Raw genomic sequence first — 18526 nt, 5'->3', positions numbered from 1 at the left:
GGTGTTCAGCATCTCCTATAGGCCGCTGGTCCGTTTCATATCTCGTATGGCCTGTATCGACAGCCTGACCAATAATACAACACTTAGGAATAGGCCTGCATAGGAGGCTATATTTAAATATACCGCATATCCTGTATCGATAAACTGGGCGATGGCAAGTAACGCTGCTGACACCAGTCCGAATGTGATGCCTGTCATAAGCAGGACGAAACGCGAAAATAACTGCGTTACGAACATGGAATTATGCTTGTCCGAAAATACATCGTGATGCAGGATCACTTTCCCGGATTCCACTCGCTGCACGAGACGGTCGAGCCTTTTCGGCACCTTCATCAGTTCAGGAAGCCAAACGGCCAGTTCTTCCTCTATTTTTTCTTTTGTGGCAGATGGCTGTGTTGTGGCAGATGGCTGTGTGAACGGTTTGAAAAGATAGGTCGTTTTGTGTTTCTTAGCAAACGTTTTTGATTCCTTGAACATATCAAGATCCGGGTCCACAAGGCGCAGCGTGCTGTCCAGTACGATCAACGCACGCAGCGCCGTGCTGACAGGCGGCTGGAATTTCAGCCCGAAATCACGCACTACATCGAACATCGAGTGTATCAATTCCCTCGTCGGAATCTTATCAATATGGGAAATACGCATGAGCGTCTGTCCCAGTGCATATTCAAACTTGCGCCTGTCGATCGATTCACCTTCCTGCACCAGCTCTAGAACAGCGTCAGCCATGATATCCGTATCGTTTTGCTGAATCCCGAGGACAAACAGGTAAAGTGCATTGCGCTGACTTTCCGTCAGCCTTCCGACAGCCCCGAAATCAAGGATAATGGGATTGCCATCCATCCGGTCGATGAAAATATTGCCTGGATGCGGATCTGAATGGAAGATGCCATTGAAGAAAATCTGTTCCAGGTAGGAAAACAGGACTTCCTGGGCAAACCCACTGCGGTCCACATCAAAAAAGTTGAATAATTCATCGCCTTTGGCAATGCTTTTTCCTTCCAGATACTCCAGTACGATCAATTTATCATTGCTGTATTCCGTATAGACCTTTGGAACTTTGATCCGGTGATCGCTTTTTTCCATGATATTGTAGAGCTGGTTCGTATTGCGTATCTCGATATTGAAATTCACTTCTTCACGCATGGAGTTCGCAAATCCGATTGCGAGATCCCGGATGCCGATATTATTGATCCAGGCCGATTTTTTTGAAAGCCATTCCGTAAACTCCACGAGCAGATTCAAGTCATCCCGCATTATACCGCGGATGTCCGGACGCAGCAGTTTTACGACAACTTCATCGCCGTTCTTCAAGAGAGCCCGGTGAACTTGTCCAATGGACCCGGCCGCTAACGGCTCCATATCCACTTGCGCAAAAACATCTTCAATCCGGTAAGGCAATTTCTCATTCAGCAACTTTTCCACTTGTTCACTGGTCAGCGGTTTAACATTTTGCTGCAGCGAACCCAATTCTTTGATGAACGCGGGAGGAAACAATTCGGTATGTGTAGACAGCATCTGCCCGAATTTGATGAAGATGCCCCCACTCTCTTCGAGTGTGACACGGAATGCGCGAGCCAGTTCAAGATCATTCTCCCCGCGGCGGCGCGCAAAATCCAACGCCTGGGAAAAACCGTTGCGGACAGATATTTCCAATATCCGGCTGAGCCTCTTTTGTTCGCGGAGCCGGTTTCGCCAGCGGAAGAAAAACAGCTCCCTCCCCGCTTTCCGGTCCCCGAGTTCCCCCAGCTCGACCGGGTCGAATAACTCGAAAAATAGATACAAGAGCATCGAAATCAATAGCATGCTGCCTATCCATAGGATCGACGTCTCGTCCTGGACAATCTGAAGTGTGTTGAGATCTAAATAATCCGTAAATCGCAGATAGGAGTACCAGTAGAGAAACGTCGTCAGCACCACACCCATCGAAACGGACAGGACCCTCTTCCGGAAATCCACTTTCGGTCCCATGAGTCGGCCGCTGATCAGGTAAATCAGCAAGGCAATCACGATCAGTTCAATCAAGAACTTCAAAATCCCCATTCAGGCAGCCCCTTCCGTCTTAATCTGAAAAATATGACAACGTCATTTCTCTCAGTATAACAAACTTACAGCAATAAAATAAAAAACCTCCTTAACAGGAAGTTTTTAAACCGTGAACTTGTCCCCCAGGCGGCTCCCAAGTATCTTGCCTCCACCGCGTTTTGACAAGCAATACTTCTCCTGATCCATTGGTAATATAGGCAGACACTGCCACAATATGCCTTGGATAATCTTCTGCCATAAAAATCCTCCTGGGTATTTTGATTTCTTACTACGAATTTGTTGATTATAATAAACCCTTTTGTATTATGCTACATAAGTAGATAGGATTTCATCCAACCATTGCCCTACAAGCAGTCAGCTACATGATAATTTTAGTGATACAATCCGATGATTTCCTGCATCTTTTCATTGCCGATAGCTCCTGGATTCACGATATTGGCTTCTACCCAGTAAACGATCGAGATCGATGAACCGTCCTATTAGATGGATATCCAGAAAAACCCGGTCTTCATCATCCCCGATTTTACTATATACTTCATCGAATCCCACATAGTCCAGTGCAAGGAATGCTTCCATGAATTGCTCCGAATGCCCTTCTTTTAAGTCCATTACATAACTGCCGTCATAAGAGCTTCTGAGACTCATGCCTGCGACCTTCCTTTTTATATCATAAAGGTCGGCAATCGTTTTCGCCTGCTCATTGTGCTCGACTTGATAGACGGTGCCATCTGCGATTACCCGGAAATCGGTCTTGTATCCAGCAAACTCGTGGATTTCAGTTTCCACATCCAAAAAAGCGGCATCCCCGTTTCTCATTTTATGGTCTGAACAAGCTTTGTCAGCCATCCTATAGCTTACTTCCCCTATTGTCTTGCCTATATCTCCCTCTTTAACCTGATAATTTTCCTGATCAAGCGAAAAATATTGGATGTCATTGATCTTCACACTGTCGATCCAGTTGATCATGGTATTAGGCGGACAGCCTCGATCTCCGCCCATTGGCAAAGAACAACCCGACAATATCAGCAGCACCGATAAAAACAATAAACCCTTATTCATCTATTATCGCCTCTTTTACACTTAGACTTTAATGGGCCGCAAAAGTTACAGTGTCTGAAGAAAATCTGCTGGTGAATTCATGGCGGTAAAAAACTTGATAAATTCTCCGGTTTATTCACTATCGATTTCATGTCCATTATTTGTTACGGTGAATCAGGAAGCTTTTATAGTGCTTTCGGTTTCTTGGAGGCAGATTTGTTTTTGATTATTAATCCTTATGTAATTACCTACATATACTAGTTGGGCTTCATCATGTCTTTTTTATAAACGATATCGCCATTATAACTGATTCTTTTCCTTGCATTGGCTTCTTACTGAAAGTGCGCAGAAAATTATCAGCAGCAATTCCCTTCCCGCTCCCCGCAAAAAAAAGAAGCCTGCTATCCAGGCCTCCCTAAAACTTTATTCCATTTCCATTTTCTCCGCTTTTGTTTGCACGCGCTGCATGAAATCACGGATGGTTTGTTCCCGGCCCTTCCTGCTTCCTGCCAGCAGCATCATTTTCCCTGCAGCCGTCAGCCCTTTTTGAGAACCTTCATAAGTAAACAAGGTTTCCTCTTCGCCTTTTTTATCCAGTGTAAAAAGATAATTGATCTCAAACAAGCCATTCATCTCAAATCTGTTGTGGCGAAACTTTTTAGTCGGTGAGTCGTCAAAAGCGACCGTTTCAACGATGTATGTCTGAAGCTGATTGCCTTGTTTGAAGCTTTGGCCATGTTTTGCCCCGATTTCATCCGGTTTGTTCTCGAACAGCTCATGACTTTCAAGTTTCGGGTAAAGGACCTTCGCATTTTTATCCAAAAAAAGCTGCCACACTTTTTCAATTGGCTGCTTGATGATGATTTCTTCTTTCCATTTAACCAATTGGCTTCCCCCTGTCTTTTTCACGATATGCGTGCCAGGAGACTGGGTCTCCGGCACCAGCACTAGACTAAATGATGACTTTTAAAACGGATTTGTTGCCCACTGGCTCGATTGCGGGATGAAGATGCGCGGGTGAAGCTTTAACTGGGCCACGATATATTCAGCGATATCTTCCGCCTGCATGAATTTTTCCTCACTTTTCTCCGGTGGATTGCCGCCTCCTGAAAATCCAGTTATGACCCGGCTTGGCGTGAGCGCTGAAACGCGGATATTATATTTGCGGACTTCCTGGGACAGCGATTCCGTCAAGCCCAGCACCCCGAACTTTGAAGCGCTGTAGGCACTCGACCCCGCTGTGCCTTTTACGCCGGACATGGACGAAATGTTGACGATATCCCCGCCACTTTTCTCGATCAATTGCGGCAGGACAGCCCGTGTCACGTAATACATGCCGAGCAGGTTGACATCGATCACCCGTTTCCATTCTTCCGGATCTATTTCCAGAAACGGTCCGAATGCGCCCATTCCTGCATTATTGATCAGGATATCCGCTTGGCCAAGTTCTGCAGTCAACTTCGCTGTGGCCTCTTCGACCTGTTCCATCGATGAAACGTCTGCAGTCGCATAGACGGCTTTGGCATCCAGACTTTCGATTTCTTTCGCAACTGCTTGCATATCGGTTTCCGTACGGGCCATCAAGCCGATATGTACACCTTCTTTCGCGAGTGCAAGTGCTGTTGCCCGGCCAATCCCTTTGCCCGCTCCTGTAATAAATGCTGTTTTGTCTTTCAGGCTCTGTGCCATAGACAGTCAATTCCTTTCAGATAAAATTCAACTGCTTCTTAATTCGTCTTTCTTAGAATTCCCTATTCAGTATAAACTACACTTCTTTCAAAGAATAAAATATTTATGGCTTGTTCGTTTATGTCTTGTTCGGCAGAGACAATCAATCCAGAAAAAACCCGTTATAAAAAGGATATCCTTCTTATAACGGGTTTCCAGGAAATTCAAACTGCTGGTATATTCCTTTTTAACAGACCTGCAGTCACCGCAGTGACAGCAGCTCCAATAAGAATGGCTACAGCATACAGCAGAATACTCAAGCCGCTGCCTTCAACGAATCCCATAACGAAAATGCCGCCGTGGGGTGCCCGAAGGCCGATATCGAACAGCATGACCAGCGCTCCGGTTGTTGCGGCACCTGCAATAGATGCTGGAATGACACGGGCCGGGTCAGCTGCAGCAAACGGGATGACGCCTTCCGTTATAAAGCATGCGCCGAGCACGTAAGCCGTTTTACCGGCTTCACGTTCCGGTTTGGTGAATTTCTTCTTGAACAGAGTTGTTGCAATGGCCATACCAAGCGGCGGCACCATGCCGGCAGCCATGACTGTCGCCATGAAATTGAAGTTTTCTGCATCCAGCATGGCAATCCCGAACGTATAAGCCGCTTTATTGACCGGACCGCCCATATCGACTGCCATCATGCCGCCAAGAAGCAAACCAACCAGAATCAGGTTCGTGCCGCCAAGGCTTTCCAGAAACGATGAAATGCCCGTATAAACACTTGTCAGCTGCGGGTTGACGAGCATCATGACAATACCGGTGATGGCAATGCTGAACACCGGATAGAACAGGACAGGCTTCAAACCTTCAAGTGCATTCGGCAGACCCGAGAATGCTTTTTTTACTAACAGCGTCACGTAACCGGCCAGGAAACCGGCGATCAAACCGCCAAGGAAGCCCGAACCGCCACTCACTTCATCAACACCGGAAACCGTAATGGCAATTAAACCACCGATCATACCCGGCGCAAATCCGGGACGGTCGGCGATACTCATGGCAATAAAGCCGGCAAGTACAGGAACCATCAGGAAGAACGCATTTCCGCCGCCGATTGTATTCAGCATTGCTGCAAATTCATTATAATCGGGGTGAGTGGGATCTGAAGCATTTATTCCCCAGAAAAACGAAATAGCAATTAAAATTCCTCCACCGACGACAAACGGCAGCATATTTGAAACACCGTTCATTAAATGCTTGTAAAATCCGCCTTTTGAACTTGAATCACTTGCTTCGTCTTTCGACTTATCATGTTTATAAATCGGTGCGTCATTGGTCACCGCACGGTTCAACAGATTATCCGTCTCGTAGATTGCTTTGCCGACAGCTGTCTGGATGACAGGCTTGCCGTCAAAACGGGCCATATCCACTTTCGTGTCCGCGGCCACAATGATGGCGTCCGCTTCTGCGATATCGGCATCGGTCAGCCGATTTTTTACGCCGCTGGAGCCGTTTGTTTCCACTTTCAGTGAAATTCCAAGTTCTTTTGCGCGTTCATTGAGTTTTTCAGCAGCCATATACGTATGTGCAATACCCGTAGGGCAAGCGGTAACCGCCAAAACTTTTTTGCCGGTTCCTGCAGTTTCTCCTTGTGGTGCCGGGTCTCCTTTTGATGCAGGAGCTTCTTCCGGACCTTCCACTTCAATTTCTTTTTCCGTCACTGCAAGCAGAACTTCTTCTTTCGTAGCGGCAGCAAGAATCCGTTCCCGGAATTTTTCATCCATTAAGAAGGTAGCCAGACGTGACAGCGCTTCTAAATGCGCGTCATTCGCCCCTTCACTGGCTGCAATCATAAAGAACAAATTTGCCGGCTGCCCGTCCATTGATTCAAAATCGATGCCTTCAAGCGAACGGCCAAAGGCAATGGCAGGAGAACTCACAGCTGCTGATTTCGCATGGGGAATGGCAATTCCTTCACCGATGCCCGTTGTGCTCTGTTGTTCTCTGGTCAAAATGTTTTCTTTAAATGTTACCGGGTCTGCCAGTTTTCCTGCTGCATCAAGCTGCGCAATCAATTCGTCGATGACGCCGGATTTTGAGTTTGCCCGCAAATCCATCGCAATCGTTTCTTTTGTCAATAAATCCGTAATTCTCATTTGCTCACATCCAGTCTTTTAATGGGTTGAACTTCTATTTGATCCAGTAATTTTTCCGTATCTTCTTTGGTGCACAGGTCCGCTCGGAATGCAGTGGCACTGCCGCTGGCGATGCTGTAGCGGAAAGCATCTGCTTTTGATCGGCCCTGCGACAGAGCTGCGATGAAACCGGACACCATGGAGTCGCCCGCTCCCACGGTATTAACCATCTTCCCTCTGGGTGCTCTCGCGAAAAGAGCCTGTTCCTTATCCACAAGGATCGCCCCTTCCGCTCCCATCGACACGATGACATTTTCCACACCCTGCTTCGTCAGCTCAAAAGCATACTCTGCGGCCTGCTCTATTCCTTTAATTTCTGTCTGGAATAAATCCCCGAGTTCTTCTTTATTGGGCTTAATCAGGAAGGGCTTGCTTTTGATGAGTTCTTTCAATGCTTTTCCGGAAGTGTCGAGTACAAAACGGGCTCCTGCATTCTGGCAAGTTTCAGCCAGCGCTGCAAAATAAGCCAATGGCAATTCTTCGGGTATGCTGCCGGACAACACGAACCAGTCACCGGAGCGGATGTTTTTCACTTTTTCTTTCAGTTCTTCCAGATGCGCCTTGGTCAATTCAGGCCCTGGACCATTCAATTCGGTCTCGTCGCCAGATTTAATCTTGATGTTGATGCGGGAAATCTGGCCGGTGCCGATAAAATCCGTTTTCACATTTTCCTCCGCCAGAAAATCTTCGATAAACCGGCCGGTGAATCCACCGGCGAAACCGAGCGCTACGCTGTCCACGCCGTGGCGTTTGAGTACACGCGAGACATTGATCCCTTTTCCTCCGGGATAATAATAGACCTTTTCACTTCTGTTCAATTCGCCAATTTTAAAATCAGCCAAATAATTCGTACAATCGATTGAAGGAGCTACCGTACATGTGTAAATCATCATTCCACCACCTTTACTGAAGTTAATTTTTCAAATTCCGACAGTTCTGCCGATCCCAGTCGATTGACAACCAAGGAAGCATCCTGCAGATCCATGATTTTCGCGAAACTCACTTTATGGATCTTGCTGTGGTCTGCCAGCATATAAGTCGTTTTTGAATGAGAGCTGGCCATCCGCTTGATGGCTGCTTCTTCCGGATCTGGCGTCGTGTAGCCGTATTCGGTGTGGAACCCGTTCACGCCCAGAAAACAGATATCAAAATGATAGTTGCCCAGCGCCATTAATGTGCCTGAGCCGACAAAAGCTCCTGTTCTCGGTTTTAATAACCCTCCGGTCAGATAGGTAGTGATTCCGGCAATATTCAAAGCTTCTGCCAATGGCAAACCGTTGGTAACCACCACCGGATTTTTGTCTTTCAGAAACGGAATCATCTGCAATGTGGTTGTGCCTGCATCGAGAAAGACACTGTCACCATCCTGGACGAATGATGATGCGTATTCGGCAATTGATCTTTTCGCTTTCAGATTACGGGTCGATTTGTCCTCGATGCTTGGTTCCTGCAAATTGCTTGAAGGCAAAACAGCACCGCCAAAGACCCGCTCCAGTTTGCCCATATTTTCGAGCTCCGTCAGATCCCGGCGCAGCGTCGATTCCGAAGCGTCCGTTCTTTCCACCAGTTCCTGCAATTTTACAGTCCGCTTTTCTTCGAGTAAATTTAAAATGAAGTCATGGCGCTCGTTCGTTAACAAGTAATCACCCGCTTAAGTAATTTTAAGTAGATAATACTTGAAATCGCTTCCAAAATCAATCATAATCATTCATAAGCAATCAAATTCGTTCATTTCATTGGAATAAAGCCTATAAGCTAAAGGATTTATGGCTGAATGAAAAGATGCGTACACAATTAATGAGGAGGAAATACTAATGATAGAAAAACAATTTAAAATTACAGATGAAGCCGGGATGCACGCGAGACCTGCATCAGCACTGGTAGGTTCATTAAACAAATTCAAATCCGATATCCAATTGGAATTCAACGGCAAAAAAGTCAATTTGAAATCGATTCTGGGCGTTATGTCTCTTGGGATCTCATCAGGCTCAATTGTTACCATTACAGCAGACGGCGAAGATGAAGCAGAAGCAATGGCCAAAGTTGAAGAAACCATGAAAGCTGAAGGGATTTCAAACCAATGACAACAGAACTTTATGGAATTGCGGCTTCTGACGGAATTGCCATAGCGAAGACTTACCGCCTGGAAAGTCCCTCCCTTCTATTTGATAAGACAACGATAGAAGACCCGGAAGCGGAAATCGAGCGTTTGCACGCTGCCCTTACAGTTTCTATGCAGGAACTGGAATTGATCAAAGAACAGGCTGAAAAACAGATCGGCCCGAAAGAAGCGGCCATTTTCGGCGCGCACCTGATGGTATTAAGCGATCCGGAACTCATTGGCCCCATCACCGAAAAGATTAAAAATGACGGCGTCAATGCAGAATTTGCCCTTCAGGAAGTTTCTGATATGTTCATGGAGATTTTTGCTTCGATGGACAATGAGTATATGCAGGAGCGCGCAGCAGATATCAAAGATGTAAGAAACCGAGTGCTTGCCCACTTGTTGGGCGTTAAATTTCCGAACCCGGGCCTGATTTCGGAAAAAGTGATCTTATTGGCAGAAGACCTCACCCCTTCCGATACGGTTCAATTCAATCCGGAATTCATCCAGGGCTTCGTGACGGAAATCGGCGGCAGAACTTCGCATTCCGCTATTCTTGCCCGGACACTCGAAATTCCCGCGGTTGTGGGAGTCAAGAAATTGATGGCGTCACTGGAAGATGGGACTTTGCTGATCATTGACGGCATTGAAGGGAAAATTATTGCCGACCCGTCAGCAGAAATAATCGAAGAATACGAACAGCGCCAAAAGCACTTTGCAGCTCAAAAAGATGAACTGGCTTCCTTAAAAGATGCAGCTACGGTATCATCAGACGGATTTGAAGTTGAACTGGGAGCCAATATCGGTTCACCGAAAGACGTGGCATCTGCCCTCGAAAACGGCGCTGAAGCAATCGGGCTTTTCCGTACGGAGTTTCTGTATATGGGCCGGGACAGCTTCCCGACTGAAGAACAGCAATTCGAGATGTATTCCGAAGTGTTGAAACGGATGGGCAGCAAACCGACAGTCGTCCGCACAATGGACATCGGCGGCGATAAGGAATTGTCTTATATGGATTTGCCGAAAGAACTGAATCCGTTCCTCGGACTCCGCGCCATCAGGTTATCCCTAAATATGCCGGACCTGTTCCGGACGCAATTGCGCGCCTTAATACGGGCAAGCGTCCATGGCAATCTGAAAATCATGTTCCCGATGATTGCCACACTGGAAGAATTCAGGCAGGCCAAAAGGCTGTTTATCGAAGAACAGGAAAAACTGGCAGCTGAAGGCATTGCATTCAATGATAATATTGAAGTCGGCATCATGGTTGAAATTCCATCCACTGCAGTCATGGCGGATGTATTTGCCAAAGAAGTGGATTTTTTCTCTATTGGAACCAACGATCTGATCCAATATACATTGGCTGCAGACCGCATGAACGAAAATGTCGCCCACCTTTACCAACCATTCAATCCGGCAATTCTGCGGATGGTGAAAATGGTGATCGACGCTGCCCATAAAGAAGGCAAATGGGCCGGGATGTGCGGAGAGATGGCCGGCGAAGAACTGGCTGTCCCCATTTTGCTTGCCATGGGCCTTGATGAGTTTTCAATGAGTGCAACGTCCATATTGAAAACCCGTTCAATCATCAGCAAACTGTCCAAAGCAGAAATAGAACCACACATTGACGCCATCCTGTCGCTGGCTACTGCGGAAGATGTGAAAAACTATGTCTCAAAAATCTAATTAATGTGCTGTTTTTTTATACAGAAAAAATCCCCCCGGTAAAAGTGATCCTTTTACCGGGGGGATTTTAGATTCAGGCTGTTCTGACTGATTGCATCTACCAGCTGCTCTGGATACACATTGATAGAAGGCAGCAATCCAATTGGTATCCAAACCGCTTCATAGCTTCCCCGATCCGGTTCAGCTGCAGTGAATTCTTTACCGTTTCCTTTGCCAAACTCACCGCTGGTAATGAATGCCATAAAATAATATTCATGCCCTGTGCCCATTACTTCAAATGCATACGAGCCGATTTCCACATGGACTCCCAGTTCTTCCCGCGCTTCACGCACTGCTGCCTCCTCAGGCGTTTCTCCAGACTCGACTCCGCCGCCCGGTATCACGTAATATGTATCGCCATTCCGCACTCTTTTAATTAATGCTATTTGCTGATCTTCAATCAGGATAATTGCTGCACGTTGTCTCATAATGAATCCCCTTTGCTTACATGATTTAAAAAGCTAAGCTTGAAATTCAGCCATATGGGTATATAATAGTATGTATAAGAAAAAGCCGCCCGGTGCGTCAACACCGAACGGCAAGCAAACGATAGGTCCCAACAAGGGAGATTAGCCATTAGGTTACTTAATAGGAATAACCCGCAGAGCTACCAACTCAAGGGCGGGTTATTTTTTTTGGTCTTTAGACGAAATCATAAGCATCAGGCTTGCGAAAGTTACTGCAAACATCAATGCTTCATATACCGTCATATGCACCACCCCCTTTCTGCCGGGGATGGCCAACCACCCTTGAGTTACCTATTCGACTGCATATTTCAGTTTACCACAAACCATAAATGAGGCAGACAGGCTATTTTCTCATTTTCCTGTCTGCCGGACTATTGATAATTACTGTTTCATTAACTATTTGCCTGTTTCTGCTTTTCCTGCTGTAATTCAATCATGAAGGTAATAATGCTTTTTACTTTTTCGGGATTGCTGTGATCCAATGTATAGACATCACAAAAACAGAAATGACGGGACTTTCCTTCCGTGTCATTGCGTCTCGAAACACCTTTCACTGCGGCTTCTCCTTCATTGCAGATAATCGATTCGATTTCATTTTCCATATTGCTGAAATCCGCTATCCCGAATGCAGCATCCAGTAAACCTTGTTTCCCTTTCACCGGTTCTGAACCGACAATGGACCATACGACGTCCTCTGTCACATGCTCATTGATGAAATCCTGGTCACCTTCGAAAAAAGCTGCATTGAATTTACGGAAAAAATCCATCTTCACTTGTTCGTCCATTCCAGTCGCCTCCACATCCTGATCTATGGCACACTGACAGTAAGCAGTTGAAGGGATGATTTCTTTTATATCACCTCTTTTTCTGATATTTCAGATTATTTCACTTGAATTTATTTTACCTCAATTCCCGCAGGAAATAAATAATTTCTGCTCTCAAATTTCATTGGACATAAACAGCCGCCACCTTTTTAAAGGATGGCGGCTGTTATCATTCTTCTTGGTCCTTCTCTTCGCCGGCGGCTTCTTTGAACTGTTCTTCCTGCCTGCCCTGTTGATCTTCAGCTTCCAGATCAGGGAATTTCTGTTCAGGTGAGCCCGTAAATTTTTCGGTTTTATCGTCTTGTTCATTTTGTCTGTCTTTTCTATCAGTCATCTTAGCCACTCCTTTGAATTATCGGTTTATAGTCCTTTACCCGCTCCTTGGATTTTCAAGCCATTGCCTTTCGGGTTTAATTCTCCAGCTGCAAGGTTATTTCAGCTATAAGAAAGGAGGAGTCAGATGCTTGAAATCCCTGTATGGTCAGGTCAGGATGTCCGCAACACATTGCCGCCGCGCAGTTCTAACAGCCATAAAGGCAGTTACGGGACAGCGCTTCTCGCAGCGGGCAGTCCCGGTATGCCCGGAGCGGCCGTATTGGCGGCCCTCGCTGCGATGAGGAGTGGCCTTGGCAAGCTCACAGTGGCCACTTCAAAGGAATCGATGGTTCCCATTACGACGTTCGTACCGGAAGCGACATTTGAATTCGGCTTCTTCGAGCGCCTTGATGAATCCGGTTTTCCGTTTGTTGATTACCGGGCCATCGCTATGGGCCCCGGGCTGCTTCCGGATGAGTTGACGGAAAGGGCAGTCGAAAGGCTCCTGGAAAACGGCAAACCGCTCGTACTGGATGCCGGGGCTTTATCCGCGCGGAGTTATCAGGTTGCTGATGCTCCCGTCATTCTAACTCCGCATCCGGCTGAATTTTCCCGGATTACAGGCGTCCCGGTAGAAGAGCTGCAAAAGAACCGCGGTTTCCATGCCGTTGAATGGTCTCGTAAGCTCCAAGCCGTAATTGTCTTAAAAGGGGAAAATACGATCACCGCGTTTCCGGACGGACAGATCTATAGAAATCCCACCGGTAATGCCTCACTTGCCAAAGGCGGGACAGGCGATACACTGACGGGCATGATTTTGGGGTTCCTGTGCTGTCATGATGATCATCGGCACGCGGTCTTGAACGCAGTCTTCCTTCACGGTGCCTGTGCAGATGAATGGGTGAAAAGCCGCTCCCCCCACACCCTTCTGGCACATGAACTGACAGACTTTCTCCCGGCTGTCATGAAATCCTATGAACAATAAAAGAAGCAGTCCCTTTTATAAAAAGGGGCTGCTTCTTTTTACTGCAATTTATGATAGAGCTGTTTCTTTGCTTACATCGAGCTGCACGACATTCGGCTGTTCGATGACGAAATACCGTCTGTGCCAGACAAGAAACATGAAAATGGTCCAAATCTTGCGGGCATTATTGGCTTTATTCGTGTAATGTGCCTCCAATAAAGCGAGTATCTCGTTTTGATTGAAGAATTCCGCCGCTTCAGCAGACAAGAAATATGATTTGATCTGCTGATAGAACTTGTCATCGCGGATCCAGTTCCGGATCGGTACCGGGAAGCCCATTTTCTTACGGTTGGCCGAAACTTCCGGCAACGCGCGGCGTGCAGCCAGACGCATGGCATATTTGGTATCATTAGCGCCGATCCGGTATTTGGCCGGCAATTTCGATGCAGTCTCCATGACGCGTTTATCGAGAAACGGCACACGGAGTTCCAATGAATGGGCCATGCTCATCTTATCGGCTTTTAAGAGAATATCCCCTACCAGCCACAGGTTCAGATCCAGGTATTGCATTTTCGTCAAGTCGTCTTTGCCTTTGACACGGTCATAAACCGGACGGACGATTTCTGCCACAGAAGGCCCTTTCCGGTAATCAGCTTTCAGCATACGCACCGCTTCTGCTTCCGGGAATACATTCGCCTGGCCGATAAACCAGTTTTCAACCGGCAGTCCACCTTGGATCAGGAATTGTCTGCCGCGCATTTCCGGCAATTTTGCTGCAACTGAACCGACTGCGGAACGGATACCCGCCGGCAGTTTTCTGTATTTCTTCAGGTTCGGGCGCACGTCGTAATCGTCGTAACCGCCGAATAATTCATCCGCTCCTTCGCCTGACAGCACCACGGTAACATCTTTTTTAGCCATCTTCGCCAGGAAATAAAGCGGCACGATCGATGGATTCGAATGCGGTTCATCCATGAGATACTGGATCTGTTCCAATTCAGTGAAGCATTCCTCCGAATTCAGCACTTCGCTGATATTCTGGATGCCCAGTTCATCGGACAGGATCTGTGCATTATCGATTTCCGAAAAGTTTTTGTCGCTGAATCCGACGGTAAACGTTTTATCTGGTTTCAATACGGAAGCGACATAACTTGAATCCACACCGCTTGACAGGAAGGACCCGACTTTTACATCACTGATGCGGTGTGCCTGAATCGATTCGCGGATGACGGAATCGATTTCTTCCACTGTTTCTTCCAGCGGTTTTTCTTCCACTGAGAAATCCGGCTCCCAGTAACGCTCGATGACGGATTGGCCATGCTTCGGCTCATAAACCATGAAATGGGCTGCCGGCAATTTGAAAACACCTTTAAAAAAAGTTTCTTCCATAACAGAGTATTGGAACGTCAAATAAGGCTTTAATGCATCACGGTTCACTTCTTTTTTGAAAGCCGGATGCGGCAGGAAACTTTTGATTTCCGAACCGAAAAACAAAACGTCGTTCATTTTTGCATAATAAAGCGGTTTGATCCCGAACATATCCCGTGCAACGATCAGTTTCTCTTCCACACGGTCCCAGATGGCGCAGGCGAACATGCCGCGCAGACGGCTGAAGATCGCTGTGCCGTATTCTTCGTAACCGTGGATGATGACTTCACAGTCCGAATGAGTGGTGAAGACGTGGCCTTTGCCGATCAATTCCTCCCGCAGTTCCTGGAAATTATAAATTTCGCCATTGACCATCGATACCAAAGTTTCATTTTCATTGTGAAATGGCTGGCTTCCGCTTTCCAGGTCGATGATGCTCAGTCTTCTGAAGCCCAGTGCCGCTTGCCCTTCGATAAATTCACCAGCCGAGTCCGGCCCTCTATGTATGATCCGGTCCATCATTTTTTCAAGTGTGGCACCGGCATTGTCTGTATTACCGATAAATCCTGTAAATCCGCACATAATATGCCTCTTTTCTGTTTTTAATTACAATGGAAAATTGATACGTGATTAATTAAATCACATGAACCCCAAAAAAAGAATCGTTTTTTGATAAATTTTGTGAAAAGATTTAATTGCATAGATCCAGGTCGATTTGATGTCCATTAAAACCCGGCAGATTCGGAAATGGCTATTTCTTTTTTCACTTCAGGCCATTCGGAAATGGCTATTTCTTTTTTCACTTCAGGCCGCATGGATACGACGCTGAGACGCTTAAAAAGTTTCAGCATGCAGCGGCCCTCAGGCCAGATGTGTGTTTAGCTGAGTCGCTTTAGGGAATTCTGATAATCAGTGGATGTTTCAGCAATCAGCAGTGAATCGTTTTAAATGGTTCTATCAACGAGGAACAGGAGGTTAGAATATGAAAAGTGGAAAAAGCGTGGAAAGTGAAATATCAGGGTATATCTCGACCTTGCTGAGGCAAAATTTCGGCAAAGGGCCAACGTCTGTATACGTCACCCTATCCGGCCCGTTTATGACGATCCATTTCCGCGGATTCATTGCACCCATGGAAAAGATTCTATTGAATAAAAATGAAGACAACCGAATTCTGGATACGCGTGATTTGCTCATGAATGAATTGGCGTCAGACATTATCCTGCAATTGTATAAAATTGCAGGTCTGGAGATTGACCGCATTTTTGCGGACTGGAATCTCCAGAATGAAACAGGGATGATCTGGGCAGTGCTCAGTGGGTATAAAGGGGGAGCTGCCACTGATTGGCCGAAAGATGTCAATAAGGATGAGTTTCACAAAGCACTGGATCTCGCCAGCGACAAAGCCGAAAAAATACCAGCTAAAACAACCATTTACTGGCTGAGTGACCGGACGGCAGCCGTTGTCCGGGATAACATACTTGTACCGATCGAAAAAGAACTGATTTCCAATGGATTTACGGAACAGCTGAAATTGGCTAAACGGCCATTGGAAAAAAGAGTGATCGGAGAAGTCAACATCCCTTCATCCAAAAACCGTATGATAGAAGAGACATTTGTCGATTGGGATTTCAAGAATGACCAGGGTTTTTTCATATTCGTCTTGAAACCTCTGTGAATTCACAGGAAAAACACAAAAGAACCTGCAATCATCCAATTTCCTTGCAGGTTCTTTTTTTATGGCTATTTTTATTCAAATAATCAAGAAGCCCCATCGCACTGACCATCAAATCAAGTTCAATCAGCATGTAAACTTCGTGATTTTCTGGGATCCCTTTTTCGGCAAGCACCAGGGATACCCGTTCTTTTAACCGTGCAGCCAGGTCTATATGGCTTTCCTTCCGTGAAAAGGAAATTCCCGCCTGCTCCATGAAAATATCCAGCCATTCAAGCGATTGGCTGAAAGCCTGTTCCGGCTTGTCAGTCATTCCGAAATGGCCATAAAAAGCGTATGAGAACTTGGCGGCTTTCATCCGGTTGGCCGACTGCCGCATATTATCCGGATCAAACTGGTTGGGGGAAGTCGAAGGAAGCGAAAACAAAATTTGCTCTTTCGCCAATTGCTCATAAAGGATCCCTGCCGTATCACCGGAGAATATGCCGTTACTGATGGGATCGATGATGGCAAAATGATGATTCGCATGGCCAGGAGAATCCCAGAATTCCAGCATGCATCCGGGGCCGATCTGCAACGAGTCCCCTTCCCCTTTGACGAGGAGCCTTTCCGCATCAATCGGAACCACAGGATCGAACAAGGGCGAGAACCGTTCGCCGTAGACTGCTTTCGCACCAGCAACCAGTCGTGATGGATTGCTTAAATGCCGTGCCCCTTTCGGATGGACGACCACTTTCGCATTCGGACATTGCTTCAGCAGCAGACCCGCTCCGCCGGCATGATCCAGGTGAATATGGGTGACAATTATGTAGGCAACGTCTTGGGCTGAATGTCCAAGTTGCTCAAGTCCTTCTACGATATGCGGAATGCTCGGACTCGGACCCGTTTCGATCAAAGTCAATTGTTCTTCATCTATAACGTATGTGCCTGTCCGTTCAGACATGCCCATATCGAATCCGTCGATCAATGAAATGCGGTCGGTTAATTTCCTCGGATACATGGTCACCATAAAATGAGCCCCCTTTTTTGGTTACAAGTATAGCAAATATTCCGCAAACTTAAAGTTGCTAATACGAAAGTTTGCGATGAATACGTATACATAAATGATTTATTCTATGGATCCCGTACTTTTTCTTTGGTAAAGTTCAGGCTGAAGCAGGATGCTTCCTATCTTTTCCCTGAATTCACCTGCGATCTTGACCAGCAGTCGATCGGCCGCTTCTTTGTAGATATCCACATCCTCCGACAGGCCGATGCTCGTAAGCTGAAGATAATTCATGGAGGATTGGCGGGAATTGCCGATACCGGCAACATGTATATCTCCCGGAATCGAATAGCCATAGGCAAGCAGGAAATCGATTGCACGCGCTCCCAGTTCGTCTGTTGCAGCAACTAGAGCAGATGGGCGGTCTTTTCGCGCCATCATCGCGGACATCACCGCATCATAATCGGAAATTTCCCCCATCGCGGCGATAACTTCCGCACCATTCGCCTTTGCCTCTTCCATAAAACCTTGGTAGCGGTCCAGTAAGCGCTGGTCTGCTTCGCTGCCGCCGATCCAGCCGATAAACCGGTGTTCGCGTGAACAGATATATTCGGCCGCCAACCTGCCTGCCGCAACATTATCCATGGAAACTGAGCTCCCTGCCGCCAGGTCATCCTGTCCGCAGAATACGTAAGGGACTCCGGAACTTTCCAGCAGCTGCATCTCTTCCCGGGTAATGTGGACAGGGCCGAGAACGATGCCTTCAGCCTGTGTTTGGCTCAGCAAATCAAATACTTTTCCCGGCTGTTCGGCATCCTGGATGTGAAGTTCTGAAGTATAGCCCTTAGACTGCAAATATAAAATCGTTCGTCCGGCAGCATCTGCGGTTTCCGGGTCAGTCAACGGTCCGCAGACAAAAGCGACTTTGCCGCTTGAACGATTGCCCACGAGCGAACGTGCGGCTGCATTGGGGCGATAATTCAATTGCCGGATTGCAGCATTCACTTTTTCAAGCGTCTCTGCGTTCACTTTGCCCGGATTATTCAATACCCGTGATACCGTCGCCTGAGATACTCCAGCGAGCTTAGCGACATCCACTGAAGAAACCATTCCGATCACCTCTTTCATTAAGACCATTTTACATGTATACGTATTCAT

Annotated in this window: 18 protein-coding genes and 1 pseudogene; 4 read left to right on the top strand and 15 right to left on the bottom strand. The window is 46.8% G+C overall.

The genetic code is table 11. From position 1 onward, the window contains the following. Window positions 1–15: 15 nt before the first annotated feature. The 8 genes and pseudogenes from IQ294_RS04955 to IQ294_RS04925 form a co-directional block, all read right to left on the bottom strand. The gene (locus tag IQ294_RS04955; RefSeq protein ID WP_203332919.1) at window positions 16–2040 is read right to left on the bottom strand and encodes an ABC1 kinase family protein; all 2025 of its coding nucleotides are present in this window, start codon (window positions 2038–2040) and stop codon (window positions 16–18) included. A gap of 115 nt (window positions 2041–2155) precedes the next feature. Then, window positions 2156–2281 (bottom strand): annotated as a pseudogene (locus tag IQ294_RS16280) (DNA mismatch repair protein MutT); the annotation flags it as partial. 167 nt (window positions 2282–2448) lie between these two features. After that, the gene (locus IQ294_RS04950) at window positions 2449–3102 is read right to left on the bottom strand and encodes a hypothetical protein (protein WP_203332918.1); all 654 of its coding nucleotides are present in this window, start codon (window positions 3100–3102) and stop codon (window positions 2449–2451) included. A 402-nt stretch (window positions 3103–3504) separates the two neighbouring features. After that, window positions 3505–3966: an SRPBCC family protein gene (locus IQ294_RS04945; protein WP_203332917.1), complete on the bottom strand. Its 462-nt coding sequence runs from the start codon at window positions 3964–3966 to the stop codon at window positions 3505–3507. An 81-nt stretch (window positions 3967–4047) separates the two neighbouring features. Beyond that, window positions 4048–4770, bottom strand: a complete 723-nt coding sequence (locus IQ294_RS04940; protein ID WP_203332916.1) for a 3-ketoacyl-ACP reductase — start codon at window positions 4768–4770, stop codon at window positions 4048–4050. Between the two features lie 203 nt (window positions 4771–4973). Next, window positions 4974–6905, bottom strand: a complete 1932-nt coding sequence (locus IQ294_RS04935; RefSeq protein WP_203332915.1) for a PTS fructose transporter subunit IIABC — start codon at window positions 6903–6905, stop codon at window positions 4974–4976. Then, window positions 6902–7834, bottom strand: coding sequence for a 1-phosphofructokinase (pfkB, locus tag IQ294_RS04930; RefSeq protein ID WP_203332914.1), 933 nt, complete (start codon window positions 7832–7834; stop codon window positions 6902–6904). The genes IQ294_RS04935 and pfkB overlap by 4 nt, the downstream gene beginning before the upstream one ends. Further along, on the bottom strand, window positions 7834–8583 hold the full coding sequence (locus tag IQ294_RS04925; protein WP_203332913.1) for a DeoR/GlpR family DNA-binding transcription regulator: 750 nt from the start codon (window positions 8581–8583) through the stop codon (window positions 7834–7836). Before IQ294_RS04925 ends, pfkB begins: the two co-directional genes overlap by 1 nt. 175 nt (window positions 8584–8758) lie before the next feature. Between IQ294_RS04925 and IQ294_RS04920 the strand changes: the two genes are divergently transcribed. Together IQ294_RS04920 and ptsP are read left to right on the top strand one after the other, a co-directional pair. After that, the gene (locus IQ294_RS04920; RefSeq protein ID WP_203332912.1) at window positions 8759–9028 is read left to right on the top strand and encodes a phosphocarrier protein HPr; all 270 of its coding nucleotides are present in this window, start codon (window positions 8759–8761) and stop codon (window positions 9026–9028) included. After that, window positions 9025–10734 (top strand): phosphoenolpyruvate--protein phosphotransferase, encoded by a 1710-nt coding sequence (ptsP, locus tag IQ294_RS04915; RefSeq protein ID WP_203332911.1) that lies wholly within the window; start codon window positions 9025–9027, stop codon window positions 10732–10734. Before IQ294_RS04920 ends, ptsP begins: the two co-directional genes overlap by 4 nt. A gap of 53 nt (window positions 10735–10787) precedes the next feature. On the opposite strand, the gene IQ294_RS04910 is transcribed toward ptsP, so the two are convergent. The 3 genes from IQ294_RS04910 to IQ294_RS04900 form a co-directional block, all read right to left on the bottom strand. Then, on the bottom strand, window positions 10788–11204 hold the full coding sequence (locus tag IQ294_RS04910) for an NUDIX domain-containing protein (RefSeq protein WP_203333310.1): 417 nt from the start codon (window positions 11202–11204) through the stop codon (window positions 10788–10790). A 428-nt stretch (window positions 11205–11632) separates the two neighbouring features. Continuing rightward, complete coding sequence (locus tag IQ294_RS04905; protein WP_203332910.1) at window positions 11633–12025, bottom strand: nuclear transport factor 2 family protein; 393 nt, start codon at window positions 12023–12025, stop codon at window positions 11633–11635. A 208-nt stretch (window positions 12026–12233) separates the two neighbouring features. Then, a complete protein-coding gene (locus IQ294_RS04900; protein ID WP_203332909.1) occupies window positions 12234–12398 on the bottom strand; it encodes a hypothetical protein in 165 nt (54 codons plus the stop codon). Between the two features lie 126 nt (window positions 12399–12524). On the opposite strand from IQ294_RS04900, the gene IQ294_RS04895 reads away from it, so the two are divergent. Next, the gene (locus tag IQ294_RS04895; protein ID WP_203332908.1) at window positions 12525–13364 is read left to right on the top strand and encodes an NAD(P)H-hydrate dehydratase; all 840 of its coding nucleotides are present in this window, start codon (window positions 12525–12527) and stop codon (window positions 13362–13364) included. 48 nt (window positions 13365–13412) lie between these two features. Here IQ294_RS04895 and asnB read toward each other — a convergent pair whose 3' ends face one another. Together asnB and IQ294_RS16415 are read right to left on the bottom strand one after the other, a co-directional pair. Beyond that, complete coding sequence (asnB, locus tag IQ294_RS04890; protein WP_203332907.1) at window positions 13413–15293, bottom strand: asparagine synthase (glutamine-hydrolyzing); 1881 nt, start codon at window positions 15291–15293, stop codon at window positions 13413–13415. A gap of 143 nt (window positions 15294–15436) precedes the next feature. Then, window positions 15437–15562, bottom strand: coding sequence for a hypothetical protein (locus IQ294_RS16415; RefSeq protein ID WP_255536195.1), 126 nt, complete (start codon window positions 15560–15562; stop codon window positions 15437–15439). Between the two features lie 131 nt (window positions 15563–15693). On the opposite strand from IQ294_RS16415, the gene IQ294_RS04885 reads away from it, so the two are divergent. After that, complete coding sequence (locus IQ294_RS04885; protein ID WP_203332906.1) at window positions 15694–16386, top strand: Na-translocating system protein MpsC family protein; 693 nt, start codon at window positions 15694–15696, stop codon at window positions 16384–16386. Between the two features lie 31 nt (window positions 16387–16417). On the opposite strand, the gene IQ294_RS04880 is transcribed toward IQ294_RS04885, so the two are convergent. Both IQ294_RS04880 and IQ294_RS04875 read right to left on the bottom strand, forming a co-directional pair. Then, a complete protein-coding gene (locus IQ294_RS04880; protein WP_203332905.1) occupies window positions 16418–17392 on the bottom strand; it encodes an MBL fold metallo-hydrolase in 975 nt (324 codons plus the stop codon). Window positions 17393–17491: 99 nt separating this feature from the next. After that, on the bottom strand, window positions 17492–18478 hold the full coding sequence (locus IQ294_RS04875) for a LacI family DNA-binding transcriptional regulator (protein WP_203332904.1): 987 nt from the start codon (window positions 18476–18478) through the stop codon (window positions 17492–17494). Window positions 18479–18526 lie beyond the last annotated feature (48 nt).

This window comes from Planococcus beigongshangi, assembly GCF_016820495.1.
Lineage (GTDB): Bacteria > Bacillota > Bacilli > Bacillales_A > Planococcaceae > Planococcus > Planococcus beigongshangi.
The sequence above is the reverse complement of the archived record's forward strand: the minus strand, read 5'-3'. Positions and strand labels throughout refer to the sequence as shown.

Bases quoted from the DNA above. Each gene is read 5' to 3' on its own strand.
- IQ294_RS04920 (WP_203332912.1), top strand. From the start codon at position 8,759: ATGATAGAAAAACAATTTAAAATTACAGATGAAGCCGGGATGCACGCG.
- IQ294_RS04935 (WP_203332915.1), bottom strand. From the start codon at position 6,905: ATGAGAATTACGGATTTATTGACAAAAGAAACGATTGCGATGGATTTG.
- ptsP (WP_203332911.1), top strand. From the start codon at position 9,025: ATGACAACAGAACTTTATGGAATTGCGGCTTCTGACGGAATTGCCATA.
- IQ294_RS04940 (WP_203332916.1), bottom strand. From the start codon at position 4,770: ATGGCACAGAGCCTGAAAGACAAAACAGCATTTATTACAGGAGCGGGC.
- asnB (WP_203332907.1), bottom strand. From the start codon at position 15,293: ATGTGCGGATTTACAGGATTTATCGGTAATACAGACAATGCCGGTGCC.
- IQ294_RS04905 (WP_203332910.1), bottom strand. From the start codon at position 12,025: ATGGACGAACAAGTGAAGATGGATTTTTTCCGTAAATTCAATGCAGCT.
- IQ294_RS04885 (WP_203332906.1), top strand. From the start codon at position 15,694: ATGAAAAGTGGAAAAAGCGTGGAAAGTGAAATATCAGGGTATATCTCG.
- IQ294_RS04955 (WP_203332919.1), bottom strand. From the start codon at position 2,040: ATGGGGATTTTGAAGTTCTTGATTGAACTGATCGTGATTGCCTTGCTG.
- pfkB (WP_203332914.1), bottom strand. From the start codon at position 7,834: ATGATTTACACATGTACGGTAGCTCCTTCAATCGATTGTACGAATTAT.
- IQ294_RS04895 (WP_203332908.1), top strand. From the start codon at position 12,525: ATGCTTGAAATCCCTGTATGGTCAGGTCAGGATGTCCGCAACACATTG.
- IQ294_RS04875 (WP_203332904.1), bottom strand. From the start codon at position 18,478: ATGGTTTCTTCAGTGGATGTCGCTAAGCTCGCTGGAGTATCTCAGGCG.
- IQ294_RS04950 (WP_203332918.1), bottom strand. From the start codon at position 3,102: ATGAATAAGGGTTTATTGTTTTTATCGGTGCTGCTGATATTGTCGGGT.
- IQ294_RS16415 (WP_255536195.1), bottom strand. From the start codon at position 15,562: ATGCTGAAACTTTTTAAGCGTCTCAGCGTCGTATCCATGCGGCCTGAA.
- IQ294_RS04900 (WP_203332909.1), bottom strand. From the start codon at position 12,398: ATGACTGATAGAAAAGACAGACAAAATGAACAAGACGATAAAACCGAA.
- IQ294_RS04880 (WP_203332905.1), bottom strand. From the start codon at position 17,392: ATGGTGACCATGTATCCGAGGAAATTAACCGACCGCATTTCATTGATC.